This window comes from Pectobacterium sp. IFB5596 (assembly GCF_021432585.1).
Lineage (GTDB): Bacteria > Pseudomonadota > Gammaproteobacteria > Enterobacterales > Enterobacteriaceae > Pectobacterium > Pectobacterium punjabense.
The window spans coordinates 531,889-551,962 of record NZ_LXFY01000001.1; the positions used below are offsets into that span (position 1 = coordinate 531,889).

General features: G+C 50.0%; 13 protein-coding genes and 1 pseudogene. 6 read left to right on the forward strand and 8 right to left on the reverse strand.

The window, feature by feature from the left end; all coding sequences use genetic code 11:
- Together A6301_RS02560 and A6301_RS02565 are read left to right on the forward strand one after the other, a co-directional pair.
- A pseudogene (locus A6301_RS02560) lies at positions 1 to 123 on the forward strand (acid shock protein); the annotation flags it as partial.
- 822 nt (positions 124 to 945) lie between these two features.
- A complete protein-coding gene (locus A6301_RS02565) occupies positions 946 to 1,557 on the forward strand; it encodes a helix-turn-helix domain-containing protein (RefSeq protein WP_234257040.1) in 612 nt (203 codons plus the stop codon).
- 50 nt (positions 1,558 to 1,607) lie between these two features.
- On the opposite strand, the gene A6301_RS02570 is transcribed toward A6301_RS02565, so the two are convergent.
- The 5 genes from A6301_RS02570 to fimA form a co-directional block, all read right to left on the reverse strand.
- Positions 1,608 to 2,186, reverse strand: a complete 579-nt coding sequence (locus tag A6301_RS02570; protein ID WP_234257041.1) for a fimbrial protein — start codon at positions 2,184 to 2,186, stop codon at positions 1,608 to 1,610.
- Between the two features lie 14 nt (positions 2,187 to 2,200).
- Positions 2,201 to 3,256: a fimbrial protein gene (locus A6301_RS02575; protein ID WP_234257042.1), complete on the reverse strand. Its 1,056-nt coding sequence runs from the start codon at positions 3,254 to 3,256 to the stop codon at positions 2,201 to 2,203.
- The gene (locus A6301_RS02580; RefSeq protein WP_234257043.1) at positions 3,247 to 5,874 is read right to left on the reverse strand and encodes a fimbrial biogenesis usher protein; all 2,628 of its coding nucleotides are present in this window, start codon (positions 5,872 to 5,874) and stop codon (positions 3,247 to 3,249) included. Before A6301_RS02580 ends, A6301_RS02575 begins: the two co-directional genes overlap by 10 nt.
- 81 nt (positions 5,875 to 5,955) lie before the next feature.
- Positions 5,956 to 6,660, reverse strand: a complete 705-nt coding sequence (locus A6301_RS02585) for a fimbria/pilus periplasmic chaperone (protein ID WP_205542633.1) — start codon at positions 6,658 to 6,660, stop codon at positions 5,956 to 5,958.
- 81 nt (positions 6,661 to 6,741) lie between these two features.
- Positions 6,742 to 7,293: a type 1 fimbrial major subunit FimA gene (gene fimA / locus A6301_RS02590; protein WP_107169679.1), complete on the reverse strand. Its 552-nt coding sequence runs from the start codon at positions 7,291 to 7,293 to the stop codon at positions 6,742 to 6,744.
- A 734-nt stretch (positions 7,294 to 8,027) separates the two neighbouring features.
- On the opposite strand from fimA, the gene A6301_RS02595 reads away from it, so the two are divergent.
- The 3 genes from A6301_RS02595 (at position 8,028) to A6301_RS02605 (ending at position 12,046) form a co-directional block, all read left to right on the forward strand.
- Positions 8,028 to 8,324, forward strand: a complete 297-nt coding sequence (locus A6301_RS02595) for a type 1 fimbrial protein (RefSeq protein WP_234257044.1) — start codon at positions 8,028 to 8,030, stop codon at positions 8,322 to 8,324.
- A 234-nt stretch (positions 8,325 to 8,558) separates the two neighbouring features.
- Complete coding sequence (locus A6301_RS02600) at positions 8,559 to 9,419, forward strand: serine protease (RefSeq protein WP_234257045.1); 861 nt, start codon at positions 8,559 to 8,561, stop codon at positions 9,417 to 9,419.
- An 848-nt stretch (positions 9,420 to 10,267) separates the two neighbouring features.
- The gene (locus A6301_RS02605; RefSeq protein ID WP_234257046.1) at positions 10,268 to 12,046 is read left to right on the forward strand and encodes an EAL domain-containing protein; all 1,779 of its coding nucleotides are present in this window, start codon (positions 10,268 to 10,270) and stop codon (positions 12,044 to 12,046) included.
- An 89-nt stretch (positions 12,047 to 12,135) separates the two neighbouring features.
- Here the strand turns inward: A6301_RS02605 and hrpA are convergent, their stop codons facing one another.
- Entirely contained in the window at positions 12,136 to 16,023 is a 3,888-nt protein-coding gene (hrpA, locus tag A6301_RS02610) for an ATP-dependent RNA helicase HrpA (RefSeq protein WP_234257047.1), read from the reverse strand.
- A 303-nt stretch (positions 16,024 to 16,326) separates the two neighbouring features.
- Between hrpA and A6301_RS02615 the strand changes: the two genes are divergently transcribed.
- Positions 16,327 to 16,932: an FMN-dependent NADH-azoreductase gene (locus tag A6301_RS02615; protein ID WP_107167516.1), complete on the forward strand. Its 606-nt coding sequence runs from the start codon at positions 16,327 to 16,329 to the stop codon at positions 16,930 to 16,932.
- Between the two features lie 48 nt (positions 16,933 to 16,980).
- Here A6301_RS02615 and A6301_RS02620 read toward each other — a convergent pair whose 3' ends face one another.
- Positions 16,981 to 17,211 carry a YnbE family lipoprotein gene (locus A6301_RS02620; protein WP_107167517.1) on the reverse strand — a complete coding sequence of 77 codons (231 nt, stop codon included), beginning with the start codon at positions 17,209 to 17,211 and terminating at the stop codon, positions 16,981 to 16,983.
- A gap of 15 nt (positions 17,212 to 17,226) precedes the next feature.
- Positions 17,227 to 19,818 carry a YdbH family protein gene (locus A6301_RS02625; protein WP_205542643.1) on the reverse strand — a complete coding sequence of 864 codons (2,592 nt, stop codon included), beginning with the start codon at positions 19,816 to 19,818 and terminating at the stop codon, positions 17,227 to 17,229.
- Positions 19,819 to 20,074: the final 256 nt, after the last annotated feature.

A 20,074-nucleotide genomic window follows, 5' to 3' on the forward strand; every position in this document is an offset into this window, starting at 1 on the left:
CAGGCTGCCAAGAAACACGTGAAGAAAGCAAAACCAGCTCCTGCACAGAAAGCACAAGCGGCTAAAAAACATGTGAAAAAAGCGAAAACGGTAAAACCTGCTGATACCACGCCAGCAGCATAATCAGTAAGTACCCTCGCCTTCCCCTACCTATCGGGAAGGCGTCGCTTACGGTCGGATCACGTCACTAAGGTTAACCGCACAATCATCATTAAACACCCAGTTCATCGGGTGTTTATTTCATGGGGGGAAGGGAACATGATGCGTCGCTACTCATTCGAAATTATGCTATCCCTCGTTCTGCTCTGTGGAATTATTACCCTAAGTTTTTTTCTCTAATGCTCAGAATTTCTCTACCACGCAGCTACCCACGTATTCTCGCTATTATTAAGCACAGACGTCTATCTGAATAAAAAACACTCACCAATATTGATAACCAATCTCATTAACAATATTGTTTTTTCCTATATTTTAATCTCTTCCGTTCCCCATCGATAGGTCAAACCAGACAATATCACCTTTTAAATCAATCACTTGAAGACTATCATCTCATTTACGATGATAAACACGCCAATAACAATGGAATTATCTAAATCTTAAACTACAATTTCGAAATCAATAATAAGTCACATTGGATCTCAATTTATATTTATTATTAATAAATAAAGCACACTAACTACAAGGTTTAATTTACCAAGACATCCACGATGTCCAAACACAACACCGCGCTGCGCGCAGCGTCTATTTTATCGCATTAGCACCACAATGTGCTAACCCTATAATCACTTAAAACAAGGTGGTATTTATTGATAAAAAGACAACAATATACTTAGCCGAATATGGATTGAATTTAAAAATCATAAACTTAATAACATACCTCTAAGGATGCTGTATTTTCATAAAACGAAATGGACGCGTTATAACTCCATCACGTACAGGTTTTCAATGAAAGAATTAAATACCTCTATTTTTAGAATTACAAAAATACTTTCACCACACAGCAATATCGCCCCACCGACTAAAGTCATCAAAGGGAAACGACTTTATTTCTTTTATCCATCAGGAGAGCAAGTGATTTATTTTCTGGATGAAGGAGCATTCTTAATGAAGCAGTCAATCGATGATAAAGTTATTTCCGTTATATTATCACCTGCCATCATCGGTTGGTCCATGGTGACGCTTGATGGTGGGGAACTCTATCTGGAAAGGGTTGATTATGGAAAAATTCGCAGTATTCCTTTCAATACCGCGATGCGCATTATTACGGCTTATGAACGTTTCGACGATGTGTTAGCGATTGTTAATACCGGGTTTCATGCATTGATTGACCATTGTATCGGCAATCATGGTGACTCACTTTCCATCGTGCACAAAATGCTACATTCTCTGAATCAACTTCCCCCGGACGTCAAACAACGTTTTTCCGCTCTGTCATATATTTCCCAACGTACGTCACTCTCAAAAAGTACGATAAAACGGGGACTAAAGCGGCTACAGCAGCAAGGCTTGATTACGCTGGAACGCGGTAAATTACGTCACCTCACGGAATGTAATTAATACCTCGACGGGTCACCTGACCCGTCACACCTTCTGAATATTCCCAACGCCTACAGGTAGGTCAGCGTAAATGTTGCATCCGCATTGGCAGAACCGACCGTCACTGGCGTACCGATCGCCACATACTGCCCATAAAAAACCAGTGCCACACGGGCTGCGTTAGCCGACAACGCATAAATAGGGGTTGGCAGTCCGAGAGCCAAACGACGGCGTTCGCTATCCAGAATCGCCACAGCGATATTGGTCGCGCTACTGCTCGCGTTAAGGGCAAGCAGCGTATTATCCGCCGTTGGTGCACTGCCATAAAACGTCACCTCGACGCCAGACGCCGCTACCCCGCAGTTCTCCAGAACAATCTCGAAGCGTGTCGGATTCGGATTTTGCGATCCCATAGCAAACTGCTTGCTTGACCATGTGCCGAGTTCAACCGTTTGTTCCTGCGTTCCCACGCTGACGCTGCAACTGTTTGCCAGCAGCGTCGCGGTGAGTCGCACATTGGTCAGTCCCAGATCAGCTCGCGCGGGCATCAACGTACAAACACTCATGATCAAGGAAACCAAGCACAAACGAACGCCCCATGTCACTCGTGCACGCACGGTAGGTACCATCATATCCTGAAGTCGGTTCATCGATTCCCCCTCTGTTAGTAAAAATCGACACGCAGATAAGCATTTGCTGTCGCAACGCCTTCCTGAGGCTTATTCCCTGTAACGCTGACCGGATACGCTGTGATCGCCACGTTTGCACTTGCCGTTTCATCCAACGTAAAGGGGATCACACTCGCAATATCGTTAGGCGTCAAGGGATTGCTGCCACTGTCTGTGACAATAAATCCCACATCAGGGTTATCGGAAACCACCATATCGCCAGACACGCGATCGGCCTGAAGCCGCATCGACAGACTCGCCTGTGCATCGATGCCGTTACAAGCAATACCTATCGTTCGCGTCACAGGAGAAACGCCAACCGGTTTTTCCCCTGCCGTGTTAAACAATCCTGATGAGATCCCGCCAAAATCAATACTGATGATCTGCCCCGCATTCAAAGCACAACTCTGAGGCACCGTGACCGAACCGCTCATATAGCCGACGACTAGCGGCGATCCCACGCTTTGCCCATTGCCTCCCTGATTACCGTAGAGATAAAAAATCGGTGCCATTGGGATATTAGAAACCCCCACAAATTTGCGCTTGATGCGGAAGTTCACCTGAACCCGACTGCCCGTTGTCGCATTTCCTCCGCACAATCCTGCACAATTGTTATTTACATCGGTAAACGGCACATTATGAAATGTCCCCCCCGAGGTTCGGTTATAGACAAAAATGCGCGATGACACCTGAAGATAATCATTACCGGTAATATTAAACCAGTTCACGCCGCTTTCCGTTGATGCCAGAACCAATGACGGACCAGACTGTGCCGAATAATAAACCGTATCCCGGTTATTACATGGGCCGCTTATCGTATAGGAGCCCGCATCGGTTTTTTCATTCCACCCCGTCACATATCCGACATAGTTCTGGCTAGAGGCCAGTGCATAAGTGTAGTCATACGTTAACGGTGAACCGCTTGATGTGGTGCATTGCACCGCGCTAGCCTGACTAGCAATGCCCAGTAAACCCGCTGCGGTAACACTGCGCCACCACACATGACTGCGCGGCGCGCTTTTATTATTTTTCATCAGTAATGTCATTGACATATCGCCTTCGTGTAGGAAATCGGTTGGTTTTCGCTGCCGTTTGGCAGAGCGTAGCGAAGCGTGCATTGCTGCTGTGAACCGCTTCCCCATGCGACCTTCAGCTCACCTTCAGGGGCTAGCCCAGATAGAAATACCTGCCCATCATCCCCAACAATACCGGTGCTATCGCTGTCCACGCGGGAGACAAGTGCGCCAAAGGGAATCGCTCGTCCATTGCGCTGTTGCAGTGAGATCAGCGCGCGTCCCCCCTGATAGGCGGTAAAGCTGGCGCGAACCATCGCCCCCCTCGTCGGCACAAGGTTAGCGACAGTGTTGTTAACTTCGGTGTTTTGATTTAACGAATTGACGTCCAGCGCGATGCGGTTATTACGATAAACGCTGGCATAGGGAATGACGGCATAGCCGCGCCAGTCCGTCTGAATACCGGTAGTATTCTCCACTCTGACACGGCTGGCTCCGGGGACTTTAATCAGCACATTGGTATCGCCCAACGGTTGGCTAAATGTGACCCCATCGGCATGCGCCACCACACCGCCGCTTACCCCATAGTTAAGCTGACGGGTGTTGCGCGTATAGTTGTAGTTGGCATTACTGTTACCGTAGGTGCCCTGGTAACCGAGCCCTGCGTTCCCACTGTTCCCGATGCCGCGGTTACCATACCCTTGGGAGACATGGTAATTAAGGTTGCCTTCTGGCAGCATCGTGCCACTGAGCCCAACCTGCTGTAACGTGCGCCCCTGATTGTCCGATGTCATGTTGTACGAGGTATACGCGGTATTCTGTGAACGCCGAAGTCTAATGCCTTCTCGGTGTCCGTTAAGCCACTGGCCCAGAGGAATCGAAAGGTTAAAAGCAAACAGCTGATTTCGCTCTTCCAGCCCTTGATTTTTGTTATAGCTATAGCTCAGGTTATAACTCACGCCGCGGTACACGTTGCTGTAGCCGATTTGCAGCAGATCGTTCGTGCCATCGGTATGCCAGTAATCCTGTCGGCTCCCCGTCAAAAATAGCGATCCACGTCCATCACCCAGTTGCTGGGTAATATTCATCTGCATCCTACTTTTCTTCGCGTTATTCAGATTGTAGTAGTCACGTACAACAGGCTGAGCATCAGTAAAATCGACCGTGTAACCGCTCATATTTTTATAGCTGGCCTCATCCAACGTAAAAAAACCCTTGGTTGAGTAGCGATAACCCAGAATCTGAAAGTTAGTCCCCAGGTCATTCAGTGATTTGGCATACAGGAAACGCAGCGACTGCCCGCGATGATCGCTGCCATCTGACAACGTGCTATAAGCCTGAGTGAGGTCAGCAGAAAAAGCCCCCCAATCGCCGAGATTCTTACCCGTCCCTAACGTCAACGCCTGATAATCTTCAGCAAGCTGAGTGCCGCCATACAGCGTCACCCCCGCCGAGCGCCCCCAAATCAGTGTGCCCTGACCAAAAAAGGGCTGATCTTGTTGCGCATTGTTACTGCGATACTTACCGACCGTCGCGGTATATTTCATCCGATTTTCACGCTGAAGTAGCGGCACGGCGGAATAAGGCACCACAAAACTGTTCGTCGAGTTGTCGCTCTCAGTAACGGTCACCTGTAAGTCACCGCTGGATGACGTAGGGTAAAGATCGGTAATTTCGAAGGCGCCAGGCGCGACATAAGATTGATAAATAACATAGCTATTCTGTCGGATGGTGACGCGGGCATTGCTTTTAGCAATCCCTCTGATCGTTGGCGCGAATCCTCTCAGGCTGTCCGGCAACATGGCATCATCAGACGCCATCTGTACGCCACGAAATCCCAAACTATCAAAGACCTCTCCTACCGTATTACTGTCACCGATGGTCAATTCGCTACGCCAGGGGATGATGGCGCGTTGTAAATAGGTGCTGACGTGCTGAAATTCGTTATAGCGCAAATTTGAATAACGGGAATAACGCCAGGTGGAGTAATCACGCAACCGCCAACCATTCCAGTTCACCCCACTATCCAGATTGAGGAAATAGCTGTCACTGCGGGCATTGCCGTGAGCATTGCTGCCGGTGAATTGATAATTAAACAATGCCGACGTAATACCCTCATCCCACTCTTCCGGCGAAATGTATCCTCGTCCGGCATTTTTCAACGCAACCTGCGGCAAGCTGATATTCAATCTCTGAAGTTCAAAATCAAAATCCACGCGAGCATCAGGGATTACCTGCGGCAAATTGACGCACGCCGAAGCGGGTTCGTCACGTAGAGAGGGAAAAGATCGCAGATTGACATTAAGTTGTTCCAGCAGTGTTGTCGTCAGACAAGGTTCAAGGCCCGTATCATCGCCGGGGGTATCGGAGGGCGTGCGCACTTGAAACGCAATATCACGAGAAACCGCATATTCGGCATTAACATAAATCTCGACCCGATAGATGCCCGGCGGTTGCCCTTCACCATTATCAAAACGAGAAAGATCGGCGATGGCAGAAGGATCGTCCGATAAAAACGTCGGATTAAAGAAAGTTTCGGCCTCACCGTTCAATGGAAATACCAGACATAGCATCATGGCCGGATACCAGCGTAATCGCGTAGGAATGACGCGATAACATGCGGCTGAAGGTGGTTGTATCGTAGATTGTGAACGCATACAAAAATTCCTCATCTATGACGATGAAAAGCGCAGGCAGTCGTCGCAATGTCATTCGACGGCGGCTGGTATCTCACCGTTTCATAGCCCTGAGCCCATGGCGCGCGGCGTCATCGCACCGTAGTCGTTAATCGTCTGGTAACTCACCGCACCGGATGCTTTGCCAGGCAATGCCACTGATGCTGAACTTTTAGGCGGTACCATGGTGTTAGGGAGTTTCTGACTACCAGACTGGAGGTTGACCAGCGTAATAAAGTAGGGAGAAGGATTGGTGATCGTGAGCGTATTGCTCGACTGCTGGAAACGCAGCATAGTCGATGCGCTATCCGCCCCCATCGGCAGGTTGGCAGGCCTAACAAAAAGTTTTATCCGGGATAACACGGCCAATTGCAGCGCGTTTTTATCCTGAAGGTCACGCTTATCCACGGCGGGGATCGCTTTCACGTTGAGCCAGTAAACGGACTCGCGATCGGTCGGTAACGATGCCCCTACATGCATCAACCGCAGTGTATTTTCGCCCTTAGGTTTCACCACAAAAAGTGGCGGCGTCGCCAGAAAATCCGTGGTTTTATTACCGTCTTTATCTTCCACCCAGGATTGAATTAAAAAGCGGTTTTTTTCATCACTATTAATAATGGACAGTGAAGCCTGATTGGCCCCAGCGGGATAGATCACCCGAGTGGCTCCCAGCGCGATACCACCAGCCTGTGCCTGTTGAGCAATCAATAAAGAAAAAGACAGCAGCCCAAATAAGAAAGATCGGAATAAAAGAGATGCATTCTGCACACACCACCTCACAATAACGTGTTGTTGAATGGGGTATAAAGACGGCCATCCTTGGCTTTATGGCCTCCTTGCTAACCGTTCTTATTGATAATCGATGGTGAACGTGGCGTCGGCATCTGCCGCGCCCGGTGTAGCGGTCGCTTGCGTGGCTTTATAACGTGCGCTGAATGCCAGCACGTTACTGCCATCGTTCAGCGTTTGTGGAGCTGAGTAAACTGCACCATTCGGCGTCAGAACCGTACCAGCGCGATCGGAGATTTCAATCCCCACACCGCCTGCTGCGCCAGCGGCTCCACCACCAATATTGCTGACAGCCAGGACGGTGTTGTCATTCGCATCGGCTGTGCCGGTAAAGGCGACAGCTGCGGTGGTGGATACGGTGGAATCACAATCTTCGAGATTGATGGTGAAAGGGACTTTGCCTGAGTAGGTTCCAACTCCGGTAAAACGGGCGGTACGGTATTGCCCCAGGTTCACAATCTGGTCAGCCGTATTGGTACTGACCGCACAAGCGGCATTAACGATTTCACCTTTGAAATGCACAGTTCCACCAGCAACGGTAGCCGCAAAAACAGTAAAACTGGATGACAGCAATGAGGCACCAATCAAGGTATTGAGTAAAGATTTATGCATAACTTATATTTCCTGATAACAGATAAAAGTTAACGATCGCATTTAAAAAACAATCGTGGCTCTGTCGCTAATGCGACGTCTCGATCCTTTTTTTTAGTGCATCAGTCAGGAGCACTCTGACGTCCTTCGACACGAGGAAACTATGTGGGCAAGATGCCCAGCGCACTTCCCCGTCGCGATGCGTTAATAAATATTTTTCATGATTGTTATTTTGTAAAAGTTGTCTGAAGTTTGATGAAAAAACCGAAAAGACAGAACTAAAGTCTAATAAATGGAAATTTATTGAAACTTAAAGCCAAAATATAAAAAACATCTGACATATAAATTTATTTTTTATTTGACAGGAATTCATCACATAAAAAACATGAACGCGTAAAATGTACCAAATGAGCTCGTATGTTTATTTTTTGTTATGTTTTATGCCTGATTTCACGATGTAACACGGGCGATCGCAATAAAACGATCGCGATGCGAATAAAGAAATAAACAAGAGGGGCGTGCAGATATAAAGGAGAAGATGACTGTATTCCGCAGAGAAAACGACACACATTGAAATAAAAAATATATCAGCCTATCCGCTAAATATGGCCAACCGAAGATAGGTTCAATATATTGATTTAACAGTGATTAGTTAATAAATCTCGGATTGCTAGACCAAGGTTTAGGCACAGTAAAGTTTTATCACGCGATGCCGTTTATACCATTACACACCAGGCAATACCGAGATAATCATAATGAAAAAAATCCTGCAATCATCAGCCATGCTGCTCTGCATGATGGCTGCCACGCCGTATACTTTCGCCTCATCGTCTTCATCAACAGGTATCATTCGCTTTGTGGGTGCCATCGTTGAACCCGTCTGCGATGTGACTACCCTATCAAGCAATGTGACCGTCAGCTGTGCACGACAAGGGGAAGTGCAAACGCTGCAAGTTAAAAACGGTTTGCACACGTTGCCACAGGGCATCGGTTCCGTAAGTTCAAAGAACCTGAGTTCACAGGTACGTATCGTGACAGTGAGTTACGAATAAAACGGGTGAAACGGAAGCGCTCCGTTTCTGCTAATTCAAGGGCGCTACGCCACGCGAGATGTGGCGTAGCGTTCATCACATAATGGACAGGGCTACTCATCCGTAAAACAGAGGCTTTTTACACTCGATAACATTTTAATTTCCCGCTCCGCACCAACAATTACATCTATAGTTAAGGCAACACGCTATATTTAGCGCCTCAAAATGACGTTCATCATAAGGTCCATTGACGACATGCGCATATCAGCCTGGTTGCTATGTTCATTATCTTTTATTGCCCCGTTCAGTTGGGCAGAATCAGCAGCAACAGACGCCGCAACGCAGCAAAAAATTTTATTTTTTAATCACGACGATCGGGACATCGTTCCCGACACGGCAGTCTGGCCATGGCAAGCCATTGGGCAATTGGAAACCGCCAGTGGCAATCTCTGTACCGCAACGCTTATTTCTCCCCATTTGGCGCTGACAGCCGGGCATTGCGTGGTTACCCCTCCCGCAGGCGAAATAGATAAACCTGTCGCGTTGCGCTTTCTGGCGACAGAAAATGGATGGCGTTATGAAACCACGGAAATTGAAGCGCTGACGAATAAAACGCTCGCCAAAAAATTGAAAGCTGACGGCGAGGGATGGATCGTTCCGCCATCAGCCGCACCGCTGGATTATGCCCTGATTAGGCTGAAGCAAACACCGCCAGGCATTCGCCCACTCACGCTATGGCAAGGTAGCCGTCAGGAATTAATGCAGGCATTGCGAGACAGCGGTCAGCGCGTCACACAGGCGGGTTACCCAGAGGATCACCAGGACACGCTTTATCGCCATCAGGATTGCTTAATCACCGGTTGGGTTCAGGCCGCCGTCGTGGCACATCAGTGCGATACGCTGCCTGGCGATAGCGGTTCCCCTCTCATGTTAAACTCGGCAACAGGTTGGGTGCTGATGGGAATTCAAAGTTCAGCCCCCGATGCCAGTGAACGCGATCGGGCCGATAATCGCGCGGTTTCGGTTACTGCCATTCGCCAACAGTTAGAAGCGCTGGCAAAACTAAATTCGCCAAAAACAAGTTCACAAAAAACAAGTTCACCAAAAGAGCACTAGCGCCCACGGCGTAGATGCCCCGTCAGGCGGAAACCACTATTCAGGATACCGCCTGACACCGTCGTTTCGCGCTGGCCTCATGGTATAAAAAAATATCTGTTCTATTCTTATCAGAGTAAATAAGAGAAGCTAACGCGCATGTGATGTGAAGTATATATTCCAAATAATTCGAGTTTCAGGACAAAAGCAGCAAGGCGTTTTTGAACGCTGATTGCAGCGGCCCCAACGGGGCGAGGCACACGTCAGTGTGCCGAGTCACGCAGCCAACGCACATGCATGTGAAGTATTACGAGTATGACAGGTCTATACTCCAAATAATTCGAGTTTCAGGAAGGCGGCAAGAGAAGGAATCCCGATGAGCTTACTCAAGTAAGTGATTCGGGTGACTGACAAATCTGCTAAAAGCAGATTTGAACGCTGCTTGCAGCGGCCCCTACGGGGCGAGGCTCACGCCAGTGTGCCGAGTAACGTAGCCAACGCACATGCAACTTGAAGTATGACGAGTATATCATCCATATTGTCGTGATCCACAGCAGGCATGACAATTATCAACATTCTATTTCTACCCCATGGAAAATGTCTTTTTTATAATTAGATTATTATTTATTCGCAGAACACGGCCTCAGTTAACGCGTTTATTCCCCGACCAACCAATTGAAAAACAGCAAGAATTCATACTGTACGCTAAGCGTCAGAAACAGCGATTAAGTCAAAGAATCCTTAGAGCCTTAACTGAAAGATAAAAGTGGTATAATAAGTTACCTCAACTTTTAACCTCTATGTTATTGTGTCGCCGTTAAATTAAATTGATGTCGTCGCGATTATTATTGCGGAAAGGAAGAGTCTACATGTTAAAACATTTGAGCCATGATGAAAAAAAACGCATGCAGACTCTCGACGAATTACAGAAATCCGATATATCTCAAGATGATATTCTTCATAAACTCACGAAACTAGCCTGCGAACTGCTCGAAACCCCGACAGCGCTCGTGACGCTAACCGGTACTAAATCTCTGCATGTTAAAGCAAAAAACCATTTTCCTCTGGATGATATGGATAAAATCGGTTCTTTTGATCATTTCATCGTACAAACCGGTCAACACTTCGTCTGCCCCGATGCCATTCAAGACAACCGCTTTAACGATAGCCCCTATGTCACTGGCTCGCCTTTTATCCGTTTTTATGCCGGCGTTCCGCTTAAGACTAAAGAAGGCTATTCTATCGGTACATTCTGCGTCATTGATTATGTTCCGAGAACGTTCAGTAAGATTCAACTGCGTTTACTGCATGATTTAGCCGCGATTGCACTGGTTTTAATCGAATATCGTAACGCGATTGGCCTGATTGATGGAGTAACGCTGTTACCCAACCGTCAGCGTCTGATTGACGACATCAGCCACATTACCGACATTCACGAACGCTACCTGCTCATCCTGATTGATACTATCGATATTTCTTACGCCTATGAAATGGGGTGTGCGTTAGGTATGCCGACCGTAGAAGGCCTGCTGAAAGATATCGGCATCTTCCTGCGTCTCAGTTTGAGTTCACCAGATAGCCTTTACTGTGCGGCAGTAGGCCGATTCGCTCTGCTGGTCAAGGCGGATAAAAAAGCGCAGATTCTGGCAGAGCTCGATGCCTGTGCCGAGCGAATTCATGAAAGTATCTCCAGCCATATCCCGCTTAAACTGGAGTTTTTCGTCGGATACACTGAATTCCAGATTCCGGCCAGTGAGCCGCAACGAATTTTGCGTGAATCCATGAGCGCCCTGCGCGCCGCCATAGCCAAGAATGTCCGCCAGTTCGCATATGACCCCGAGGCCGATAAAGCCCAGCAAATCGCGTTTACCCTGCTCAATGAGTTAGCCGATGTTGTACAGAATAATAAACCGGGTCTTTATTTGGTGTATCAACCGAAGTTGAGTATTAAAACCAACACCGTTATTGGTGCTGAAGCGCTGATTCGCTGGCATCACCCCGAACTGGGTGAGATTTACCCCGACCAGTTTATTCCGCTAGCGGAAGGAACGACATTGATGCGGCCATTAACTGATTGGGTTACCCGTCAGGCGGCAAGCCAGGTGAAACAATGGCGTCAGCAGGGGTTAACCTTCCCGGTATCCATTAATGTCTCTGCCCGAAACTTTTCCGAGAATGACTTCATCCCACGTCTTGTCGCCATTCTGGACAGCCACGGACTCACCCCTCAGGACATTGACATCGAGTGCGTCGAAACGCAGAAAATCATTGAAAGCGCAGAAACACTTGCCACCATCCAAACGCTGGAGCAGATGGGGTTTACTATCGCTCTCGATGATTTCGGCACCGGGTATAGCAATTTAAGCTACCTGCGTAATATCCCTTCGACGGTGATAAAGCTGGATAAATCGCTGATTAAAGATATAAAAACTGACCGCAAGAGCCGCGTCATTGTGCAATCTATTATCAATATGCTGCACAAACTAGACTATGTCGTGCTGGCTGAAGGCGTAGAGAATAAGGAAACGCTTGAACATCTGGCTCGTTTTGGCTGTGATGAAGTACAAGGTTATTACTTTTCCCGACCTATCCCACCGGAAGCGTTTATTACCTGGATGGATGAGTACGCCTCACGCACGTCAGAATAACATCATTCGTAATAGTAACATCGCCGCCACAGCAAGATGTTGCAGTAAGTAGTCGGCAGCCAGTGCCGCCGACCTGCACTCCAGAGAAACTACCCTTCAACCTGCTGCATCGCCTGCAAGACGCGCTTATCTGAGATTGGGAACGGTGTCCCCAGTTGTTGAGCAAAATAACTGACGCGTAACTCTTCTAGCATCCAACGCACCGCCTTCACGTCGTCATCGTCACGCCGCTCCGCAGGCAACTTATTCGACCACTGCTGCCATGCCTGTTGAACCTGCTCAACTTTCAGCATCTGTGCTCTGTCACGGTGGACATCCTGCGCCAGCTTCTCCAAACGTCGCTCTATTGCATGCAGATAACGCAATACGTCCGGCAGACGTTGCCAACCGTTTTGGGTCACAAAACCACGGAACACCAGACCGCTCATCTGGCTCTTGATATCACTTAATGCCAGTGCCATCGCCATGTCTACACGCCCTTTCAGGCGCTTGTTGATAGCGAAAACCGCCGTCAAAATTTGCTCGACCTGTTTGGCGATATCCACTACCGTCTCGTTCAGCTCTGCGCGTACTTTTTCATGCAACTGCTGGAAAGCGTCTTCCTGCCAGACCGGGCCGCCGGATGATTCAATCAGTTTATCTACCGCACAGGCGATACAATCATCGATGAGATCCAGTACCTTGCCGTACGGATTGAAATAGAGACCGAGCTTCGCCTTGTTTGGCAGTTTTTCATGCAGATATTTGATCGGCGACGGAATATTCAGCAGTAACAGACGACGTAACCCGTGCCGCATAACCTGTTGTTGCTGGTGTGGCGTATCAAACAAGCGAATCGCCACGCTATCTTTTTCATCCACCAACGCCGGATAGGCTTTGACCGAGTAGCCGCCTCGTTTCTGTTCATAACAATCGGGTAGCGAACCGAAACTCCAAACGTGCAGACCTCGCTGCTCCAGCCCGTCATCCGCAACGGATGACAGCGTTTGCTGGACTTTATCTTTGAGCTGGTCTTTCAGCGCGTTCAGGTCTTTGCCTTCACGCTGCGTGCGATTCTTCTCATCAATGACGCGGAACGTGATTTTCAGATGATCGGGCACCTGATCCCACAGCCATGCCTCGCGCGGCACCGTCACGCCCGTCATCAGCCGTAGCTCACGCTCCAACGCATCCAGTAGCCCTTTCTCCAAGGGCGTGGTGCGTGCCAGAAATGCCTCTGCATAGTTCGGCGCAGGGACAAAGTTACGACGTAACGGCTTGGGCAACGATTTAATCAGCGCAATCGTCAGTTCACGGCGCACACCAGGAATCTGCCACTCGAAGCCCTCTTCACGTACCTGATTGAGAATCGGTAGCGGAATGTGCACCGTTACGCCATCCGCATCGGTTCCCGGTTCAAACTGATAGGACAAGCGTAGTTTCAGACCGCCCTGATACCAGAAGTTCGGGTAATCCAGCGCACTCACCTTCTCCGCGCCGTCTTTAATCAACATGCTCTTTTCAAAATTAAGCAGGTCGGCATTGTCCCGATTAGCTCCCTTCCACCACTTGTCAAAATGGCGGGACGACACCACATCGTGTGGCAAACGCCGATCGTAAAACGCAAATAGCGTTTCATCGTCCACCAGAATGTCGCGGCGGCGCGATTTATGCTCTAAATCTTCCACCTCCGCCAGCAGTTTGAGGTTGGCGCGGAAAAAAGCGTGATGCGTTTGCCAATCGCCTTCCACCAGCGCGTGGCGGATGAACATCTCACGTGCCAGCGTCGGATCGATTGGGCTGTAGTTCACCTTACGCGCTGCAACAATTGGCAGCCCGAAGAGTGTCACCTTCTCTTGCGCCATCACCGTGCCCTGCGCTTTCTCCCAATGAGGATCGCTGTAGCTCCGTTTAATCAGGTGCTGAGCTAGCGGTTCGATCCACTCGGGTTCAATACGCGCGGCAATGCGTCCCCACAGACGACTGGTTTCCACCAGTTCAGCCACCATTGTCCATTTTGGTGGTTTTTTGAATAACCCAGAGCCAGGGAAAATAGCAAACCGGGCATTGCGCGCACCGCTGAATTCTTGTTTCTCAATATCTTTCTGTCCGATATGCGACAACAAGCCCGTGAGCAGCGAGCAGTGAATACTCAGATAATCGGCCGGTTCGCTGTTGACCGGTAGCCCCAGTTCTTTCACTACCTGACGCAACTGCGTGTAGATATCCTGCCATTCACGAACGCGCAGGTAGTTAAGGAAATCGGTACGACACTGACGGCGGAAATGGCTGGAAGACAGCGCCTTCTGTTGCTCACGCAGATAATCCCACAGATTGACGAAGGCCAGAAAATCCGAATCTTTATCGGCAAAACGACGATGTTTTTCATCCGACGCCTGCTTCTTATCCATCGGTCTTTCACGCGGGTCCTGAATCGACAACGCGGCGGTGATCACCATTACCTCACGCACACAGCCCATTTTACGCGCTTCCAGCACCATACGCGCCAGGCGTGGGTCAATCGGTAATTGCGCCAACTGTTGCCCTTGCGGCGTCAGGCGGTAATGCCCGTTATCCGCCAGATGAATCGCACCCAGCTCTTCCAGCAAGCGCACGCCGTCCTGAATGTTGCGCTTATCCGGCGCTTCAACAAACGGGAACGCGGCGATATCCCCTAACCCCAGCGACGTCATTTGCAGAATGACGGAAGCCAGATTGGTGCGAAGAATTTCGGGATCGGTAAATTCAGGTCGCGACAGGAAATCCTGCTCGGAATAAAGGCGAATACACACCCCAGCGGCAACGCGACCGCAGCGCCCTTTACGCTGATTCGCCGACGCCTGAGAGACAGGCTCAATCGGCAGGCGCTGTACCTTGGTGCGGAAGCTATAGCGGCTAATACGCGCCGTACCCGGATCGATCACATAGCGAATCCCCGGTACGGTGAGTGAGGTTTCCGCCACGTTGGTCGCCAGCACGATGCGGCGACCATGATGTGACTGAAAGACGCGGTTCTGTTCCTGATTCGACAAGCGCGCGTACAGCGGGAGAATCTCGGTATGCGGCAAATCCAGACGGGTCAGCGCCTCTGCCGTATCACGGATTTCACGTTCACCGCTCATGAAGACCAGAATATCTCCCGGCCCTTCTCGCGTCAGTTCATCGACCGCATCAAAAATTGCCTGTAGCTGATCGCGATCGCTATCATCAGCGTCTTCCACCACCGGACGATAGCGCACGTCCACCGGATACGTCCGGCCAGACACTTCAATGATCGGTGCGTTATTAAAGTGGCGGGAGAAGCGCTGTGGATCGATGGTTGCCGACGTAATAATCACTTTTAAATCAGGACGCTTTGGCAACAGCTGGCACAAATAGCCCATGATGAAATCGATATTCAGGCTGCGCTCGTGCGCTTCATCGATGATTAGCGTGTCGTACTGCATCAACAGGCGGTCCTGCTGAATTTCAGCCAGCAGAATACCGTCAGTCATCAACTTGACCAGCGTATTGTCACCGACCTGATCGTTAAAACGGACTTTATACCCGACACTGCCGCCCAGCGGCGTTTCCAGCTCTGCCGCAATGCGATCGGCAACGGTTCTGGCAGCCAGACGACGCGGCTGCGTGTGGCCAATAAGACCCTGTACGCCGCGCCCCAGTTCTAGACAGATTTTCGGCAACTGAGTGGTCTTACCCGACCCCGTCTCGCCTGCGACGATAATCACTTGATGATTGCGCAGCGCTTCCAGTATTTCATCTTTTTTCTGGCTAACGGGAAGTTGTTCAGGGTAGCGAATAGTCGGGCAACTTGCGCGTCGGTTCTCGACCTTCTGACGAGCCGCGATAATTTCCCCCTCAATTTCCTGCGCGATGGCAGCCTGAGCCTGCGGGCTGCTGACCTTCGCTGCGCCTTGCAAGCGGCGGCGCAGACGTTGCCGATCGCGAAGCATTAGCTCACTTAACTGCGTAGATAATGCACTGAGAGGTGATTTCACGTTGCTCTTCCTTAATTATTTCTCTAATTCTTTTCTCTGCCGGGACATTGCGCGTCGCCGAATCTGGCTCGATTGAGCCTAACCTGATTTTAAGGCACAGGATTTTTAAGCCGTGGATAGTAGCACATTGTCATAACCGGCTCTAATCGCTCCGCGCTACCGTATTCAAACATCGTCTTATTCAAGAAAATCGAATAAAGACCTCGAATATTTGCACTTTTCACTTTCCAGAGCACCGCATAAGATGTGACACATCAAAGGGCGTTATGTTGTCGCCCACTTCAATCACTAAAGGAATTGGCAATGAGCAAAGTATTGGTTCTGAAATCAAGCATTCTGGCAGGTTATTCTCAGTCAAACCAACTGGCCGACCACTTCACCGCCCAGTGGCAGTCTGCACATCCAAACGATAGCATCACCGTACGCGACCTGGCCGCTCAACCGATTCCGGTTCTTGATGGTGAATTAGTCGGCGCACTGCGCCCGTCCGATGCAGCACTGACCCCGCGTCAGCAGGAAGCCCTGAAACTGTCCGACGATTTAATCGCTGAATTGCAGGCACATGACGTGATCGTGATCGCTGCGCCAATGTATAACTTCAACATTCCTACCCAGTTGAAGAACTACTTCGACCTGGTGGCCCGCGCGGGTGTGACCTTCCGTTACACCGAGCAAGGTCCAGAAGGTCTGGTGAAAGGCAAACGCGCTATCGTATTAACCAGCCGCGGTGGTATCCATAAAGGTACACCAACCGATCTGCTAGAACCGTACCTGCGTGTGTTCCTGGGCTTCCTCGGTCTGACCGATCTGGAATTCGTGTTCGCCGAAGGTTACGGCTACGGCCCAGATGTGGCACAGAAAGCGACCGAAGACGCGAAAACACAACTGTCTCAGTTGGTCACCGCATAACGAATCATCGTTACTACCCTTGCCATTACATTGATTTAATTGGCTTAATTATTGCGCGCCCTCCGGCGCGCTTTTCTTTATCTCATCACCGGCAGCATTGTCCGACCGTTCCAACAGCTGCGTCGCTTCTTTATCCGCTTTGATGTGAATTTCATGTTCGATCTTCACATTCATATTGATGGTGATGGGTTCTTTAGGGGCAGCAACTTCAATGCGCGGCACACAGCCCGTCAGGAAAGCTACCGTGCAACACATCATCACTGTCTCGCTTTTATTCATTGTTCTGCCTTGAGTTTATTCATTCGCCTGCTGTTCCAACGTATCCCGCAAGTTATCGCCAAAGCGCAGACTTCGCCAGAGCTGGAAGATATTCTCCTGATGGCGATAGTTAAGAATGACCTGTCGGTTTGCGCTGAGCTGCGGATTTTTCCCTTGCACCCTCGACGTTAATGTCAGCTCACCTTGGTTATTCAGGTCAAGTGTGGCATAGGAGCGCCCGATCTCCAGATAGCGTAACCAGCCAATCGCCGCGCCTCCCGCCAGATTTTTACTCGCTAACTCATCTGCCAGTTGATCATCCAGCCGCAGCGTCAGGAAACCATCATTGGTAATACGCCCGCGCTCAATCAACATGGTCGGATGATTGAAATTCAGCGGTAGTGTGCCGCTCACACGCCCTGACAGCGCAAACTGCTTTTGCTTCAGCGCTGTCGTCAGTTCGCTGAGATCGATGCGCTTAACGGTGAACAGCGCCGGTTCACGCTGCGGCCAGCGTAGCGTAGACAGCCCAATATGCCCATCCAATACGTCCAGATCGGCCTGAGACATAACCAAAGGGCGTCGGTCGCTGTACGGATAAAAACCCTGTAGATCGACGCGGATATTGCTCATCCTAAACAGGTTGTCCAACACGTCAATTCGCAGCGTGACTGGTTGTCTGACGCCCAATTGCCAGCGTTGATCTTTCAGGCGGTAAGGCAGGACAAAATTTACCCCGCTGACTTCACCATCCTGTAGCCACAGTCCGCCATTCTTCACCACCCAGTGTCCACCCGCACTGAACCCTTCTTTACGCGCAGCGGAAAATGCCGCCTGAGCGTAAAACTGCCCGGCGCGGATGTTCATTTTCAACAACGGGGAAAGCAGAGGCTGAAACACCTTAAGTGGCTGCATTGGCCACCACGCCCCACCGCGTAGCCGTTCCCCATCCCAACGCCCACGCAGCTTGACTGGCCCGATATCTTCAGCCTGTAGCTGCCCCTGTAGCTGGAAATCATCCGGGCTACGCCCCTGCATCGCCAGCGTTAGCAATGAAGGCGGCAAGTAGCCACCGTTACTGAAATTTGTCCGCTCTGAGACTAATTGCAGCGCCCCTTGAAAATGTTCGCCTGAACGGGCGCGTTGCCAACGAATCGGCTCAGTAATCGTCAGGCGAGGCTGGTGTACCGTCACAATGCCATAGCCGAGCTGATCCAGCCCACTCGATAGTTGGCTGACTTCTATCAACGTATCCTGCCAGCGCCCTCGCCCTGCCACGTCCCATTGCCCTTTTAGCGGTGGCAGGCGGCCGTTGCCCCAATACCGCCATTGCCACTGTCCTTGATCCGGCCAGAAATCCTGCGCCTGACCGTCAAGGTGTAGGTTAAAACGCCCCCAGTATGCTTCCCGCGCTTTAACAATCGCCTGTAGCCGCCCATTCACGCCCGTCGCACTCACCCGAACGCCCGCCAGCGGCCAGCGCGCTTCTTCAAGATAAATCTGCGGCGCGGGCATTCCCCAGGCACGCAACAGTGCGCCCGGTAAAAGAGAGAGTTCGGGATTAAGAATAGAGCCCTGTAAAACCCCCGGTAGCGTCGCCGTGAAGGAGAGCGCAGGTAAATTAGCTTGTCCGGTAAGCTGAAAGCGCAATTCACTGTTGAGCAGACCAATATTACCTGGCCCGAGTACCAGCACGGCGTTAGCCTTACCGTTATGTCCTTGCGTCAGCATATTCAAACGCGCGTTAATCGTGGTGGCATCCAACCCTTGCCGCCAATGCTGCAATGTCATCGCCACTTGCCCAGAGAGCGGCTGATCCGCATAAGGCCACCGCCAGATACCGTCAGAAACTTGAATCACCTCATCCGTCAATTGCCACGGCAGCGAGATCAGCGGTGCTTCATCATGCGCGGCATTCAGCACCAGTTCGCCTCGCTGATTATGCCAATTCAGCAGGAGAGAAAGCGGGTCCGGCGTCTGCCCTGAATCCAGTTTCCCAATGAGACGTCCCTGTACTGGCGCGGTATCCAGCGTATCGGCTAATTCCATCTCTCCGCTGACTTGCAGACGCACAAAACCCGCCGGTGTTGCGAGCATGCTCTCATGCAGAGTCAGACGTTTATCATTCAGTTCTGCCCTAAACGCTAACTGATCGCCCTGATAATCGAGCGTCTGTTGCTGTTTACCCGTGCTACTAAACCGCACCTGTCCGGCATAGTCCTGCCAGGGTGGTAACGTAAATTTTTTCACCTGAATAGCGACAACAGGCAACCATTCTTGCCACTGCGACAGTTGCGCGGGTGGCTCAGTGCTATGGCTCGCTGGCACATATTGCAGGCAGTCGCTGTTTAACGTCACAGCATCAAGATCAGCATGCCACTGCCAGCGATGCCAACCCAGCGTGATATTCTGCACATCAAGCAATACACATTCTCCAGCCTTAATGCTAAAGCCTTTGCTATGTAACCCGCGATTCTGCCAACCCAGCGTATCCTTTATAGTCAAAGACATGCCAGTCGGTAGCCAGATATTGGCAAGGCGCGGCAACCACTGCGGCGTCGTCCGCCAAGAAACCAATAGCAAAGTGACAAGCAGGAACGCCATTGGAAGTGCATATTTTTTAATCATTAGCGACTATTAAGCATCCCGTTAACTATTTGTAAAAACCAGCGCTGCATTGACCTGTCGATTATTCATTCACAAATCGCTCTTTTTTTTAACAAACAATTCTATCCACCTCACATTTACCCCTATTGTGCATACAGGCTTATTACCCTTTCGTGGTAAAATGTTTAATTGAGGTTATATTTTGTAATGAATCGCGTTATCTCATCATGAACAAAGCGTTTCCGATCGGATATCAGGATTGTCTCCTTTTGCCCGA

Coding starts and splice junctions, on each gene's coding strand:
- A6301_RS02580 (WP_234257043.1), bottom strand. CDS start 5,874: ATGCGTTCACAATCTACGATACAACCACCTTCAGCCGCATGTTATCGC.
- A6301_RS02620 (WP_107167517.1), bottom strand. CDS start 17,211: ATGAATAAAAGCGAGACAGTGATGATGTGTTGCACGGTAGCTTTCCTG.
- A6301_RS02625 (WP_205542643.1), bottom strand. CDS start 19,818: ATGATTAAAAAATATGCACTTCCAATGGCGTTCCTGCTTGTCACTTTG.
- A6301_RS02600 (WP_234257045.1), top strand. CDS start 8,559: ATGCGCATATCAGCCTGGTTGCTATGTTCATTATCTTTTATTGCCCCG.
- A6301_RS02570 (WP_234257041.1), bottom strand. CDS start 2,186: ATGAACCGACTTCAGGATATGATGGTACCTACCGTGCGTGCACGAGTG.
- fimA (WP_107169679.1), bottom strand. CDS start 7,293: ATGCATAAATCTTTACTCAATACCTTGATTGGTGCCTCATTGCTGTCA.
- A6301_RS02615 (WP_107167516.1), top strand. CDS start 16,327: ATGAGCAAAGTATTGGTTCTGAAATCAAGCATTCTGGCAGGTTATTCT.
- A6301_RS02605 (WP_234257046.1), top strand. CDS start 10,268: ATGTTAAAACATTTGAGCCATGATGAAAAAAAACGCATGCAGACTCTC.
- A6301_RS02595 (WP_234257044.1), top strand. CDS start 8,028: ATGAAAAAAATCCTGCAATCATCAGCCATGCTGCTCTGCATGATGGCT.
- A6301_RS02575 (WP_234257042.1), bottom strand. CDS start 3,256: ATGTCAATGACATTACTGATGAAAAATAATAAAAGCGCGCCGCGCAGT.
- A6301_RS02565 (WP_234257040.1), top strand. CDS start 946: ATGAAAGAATTAAATACCTCTATTTTTAGAATTACAAAAATACTTTCA.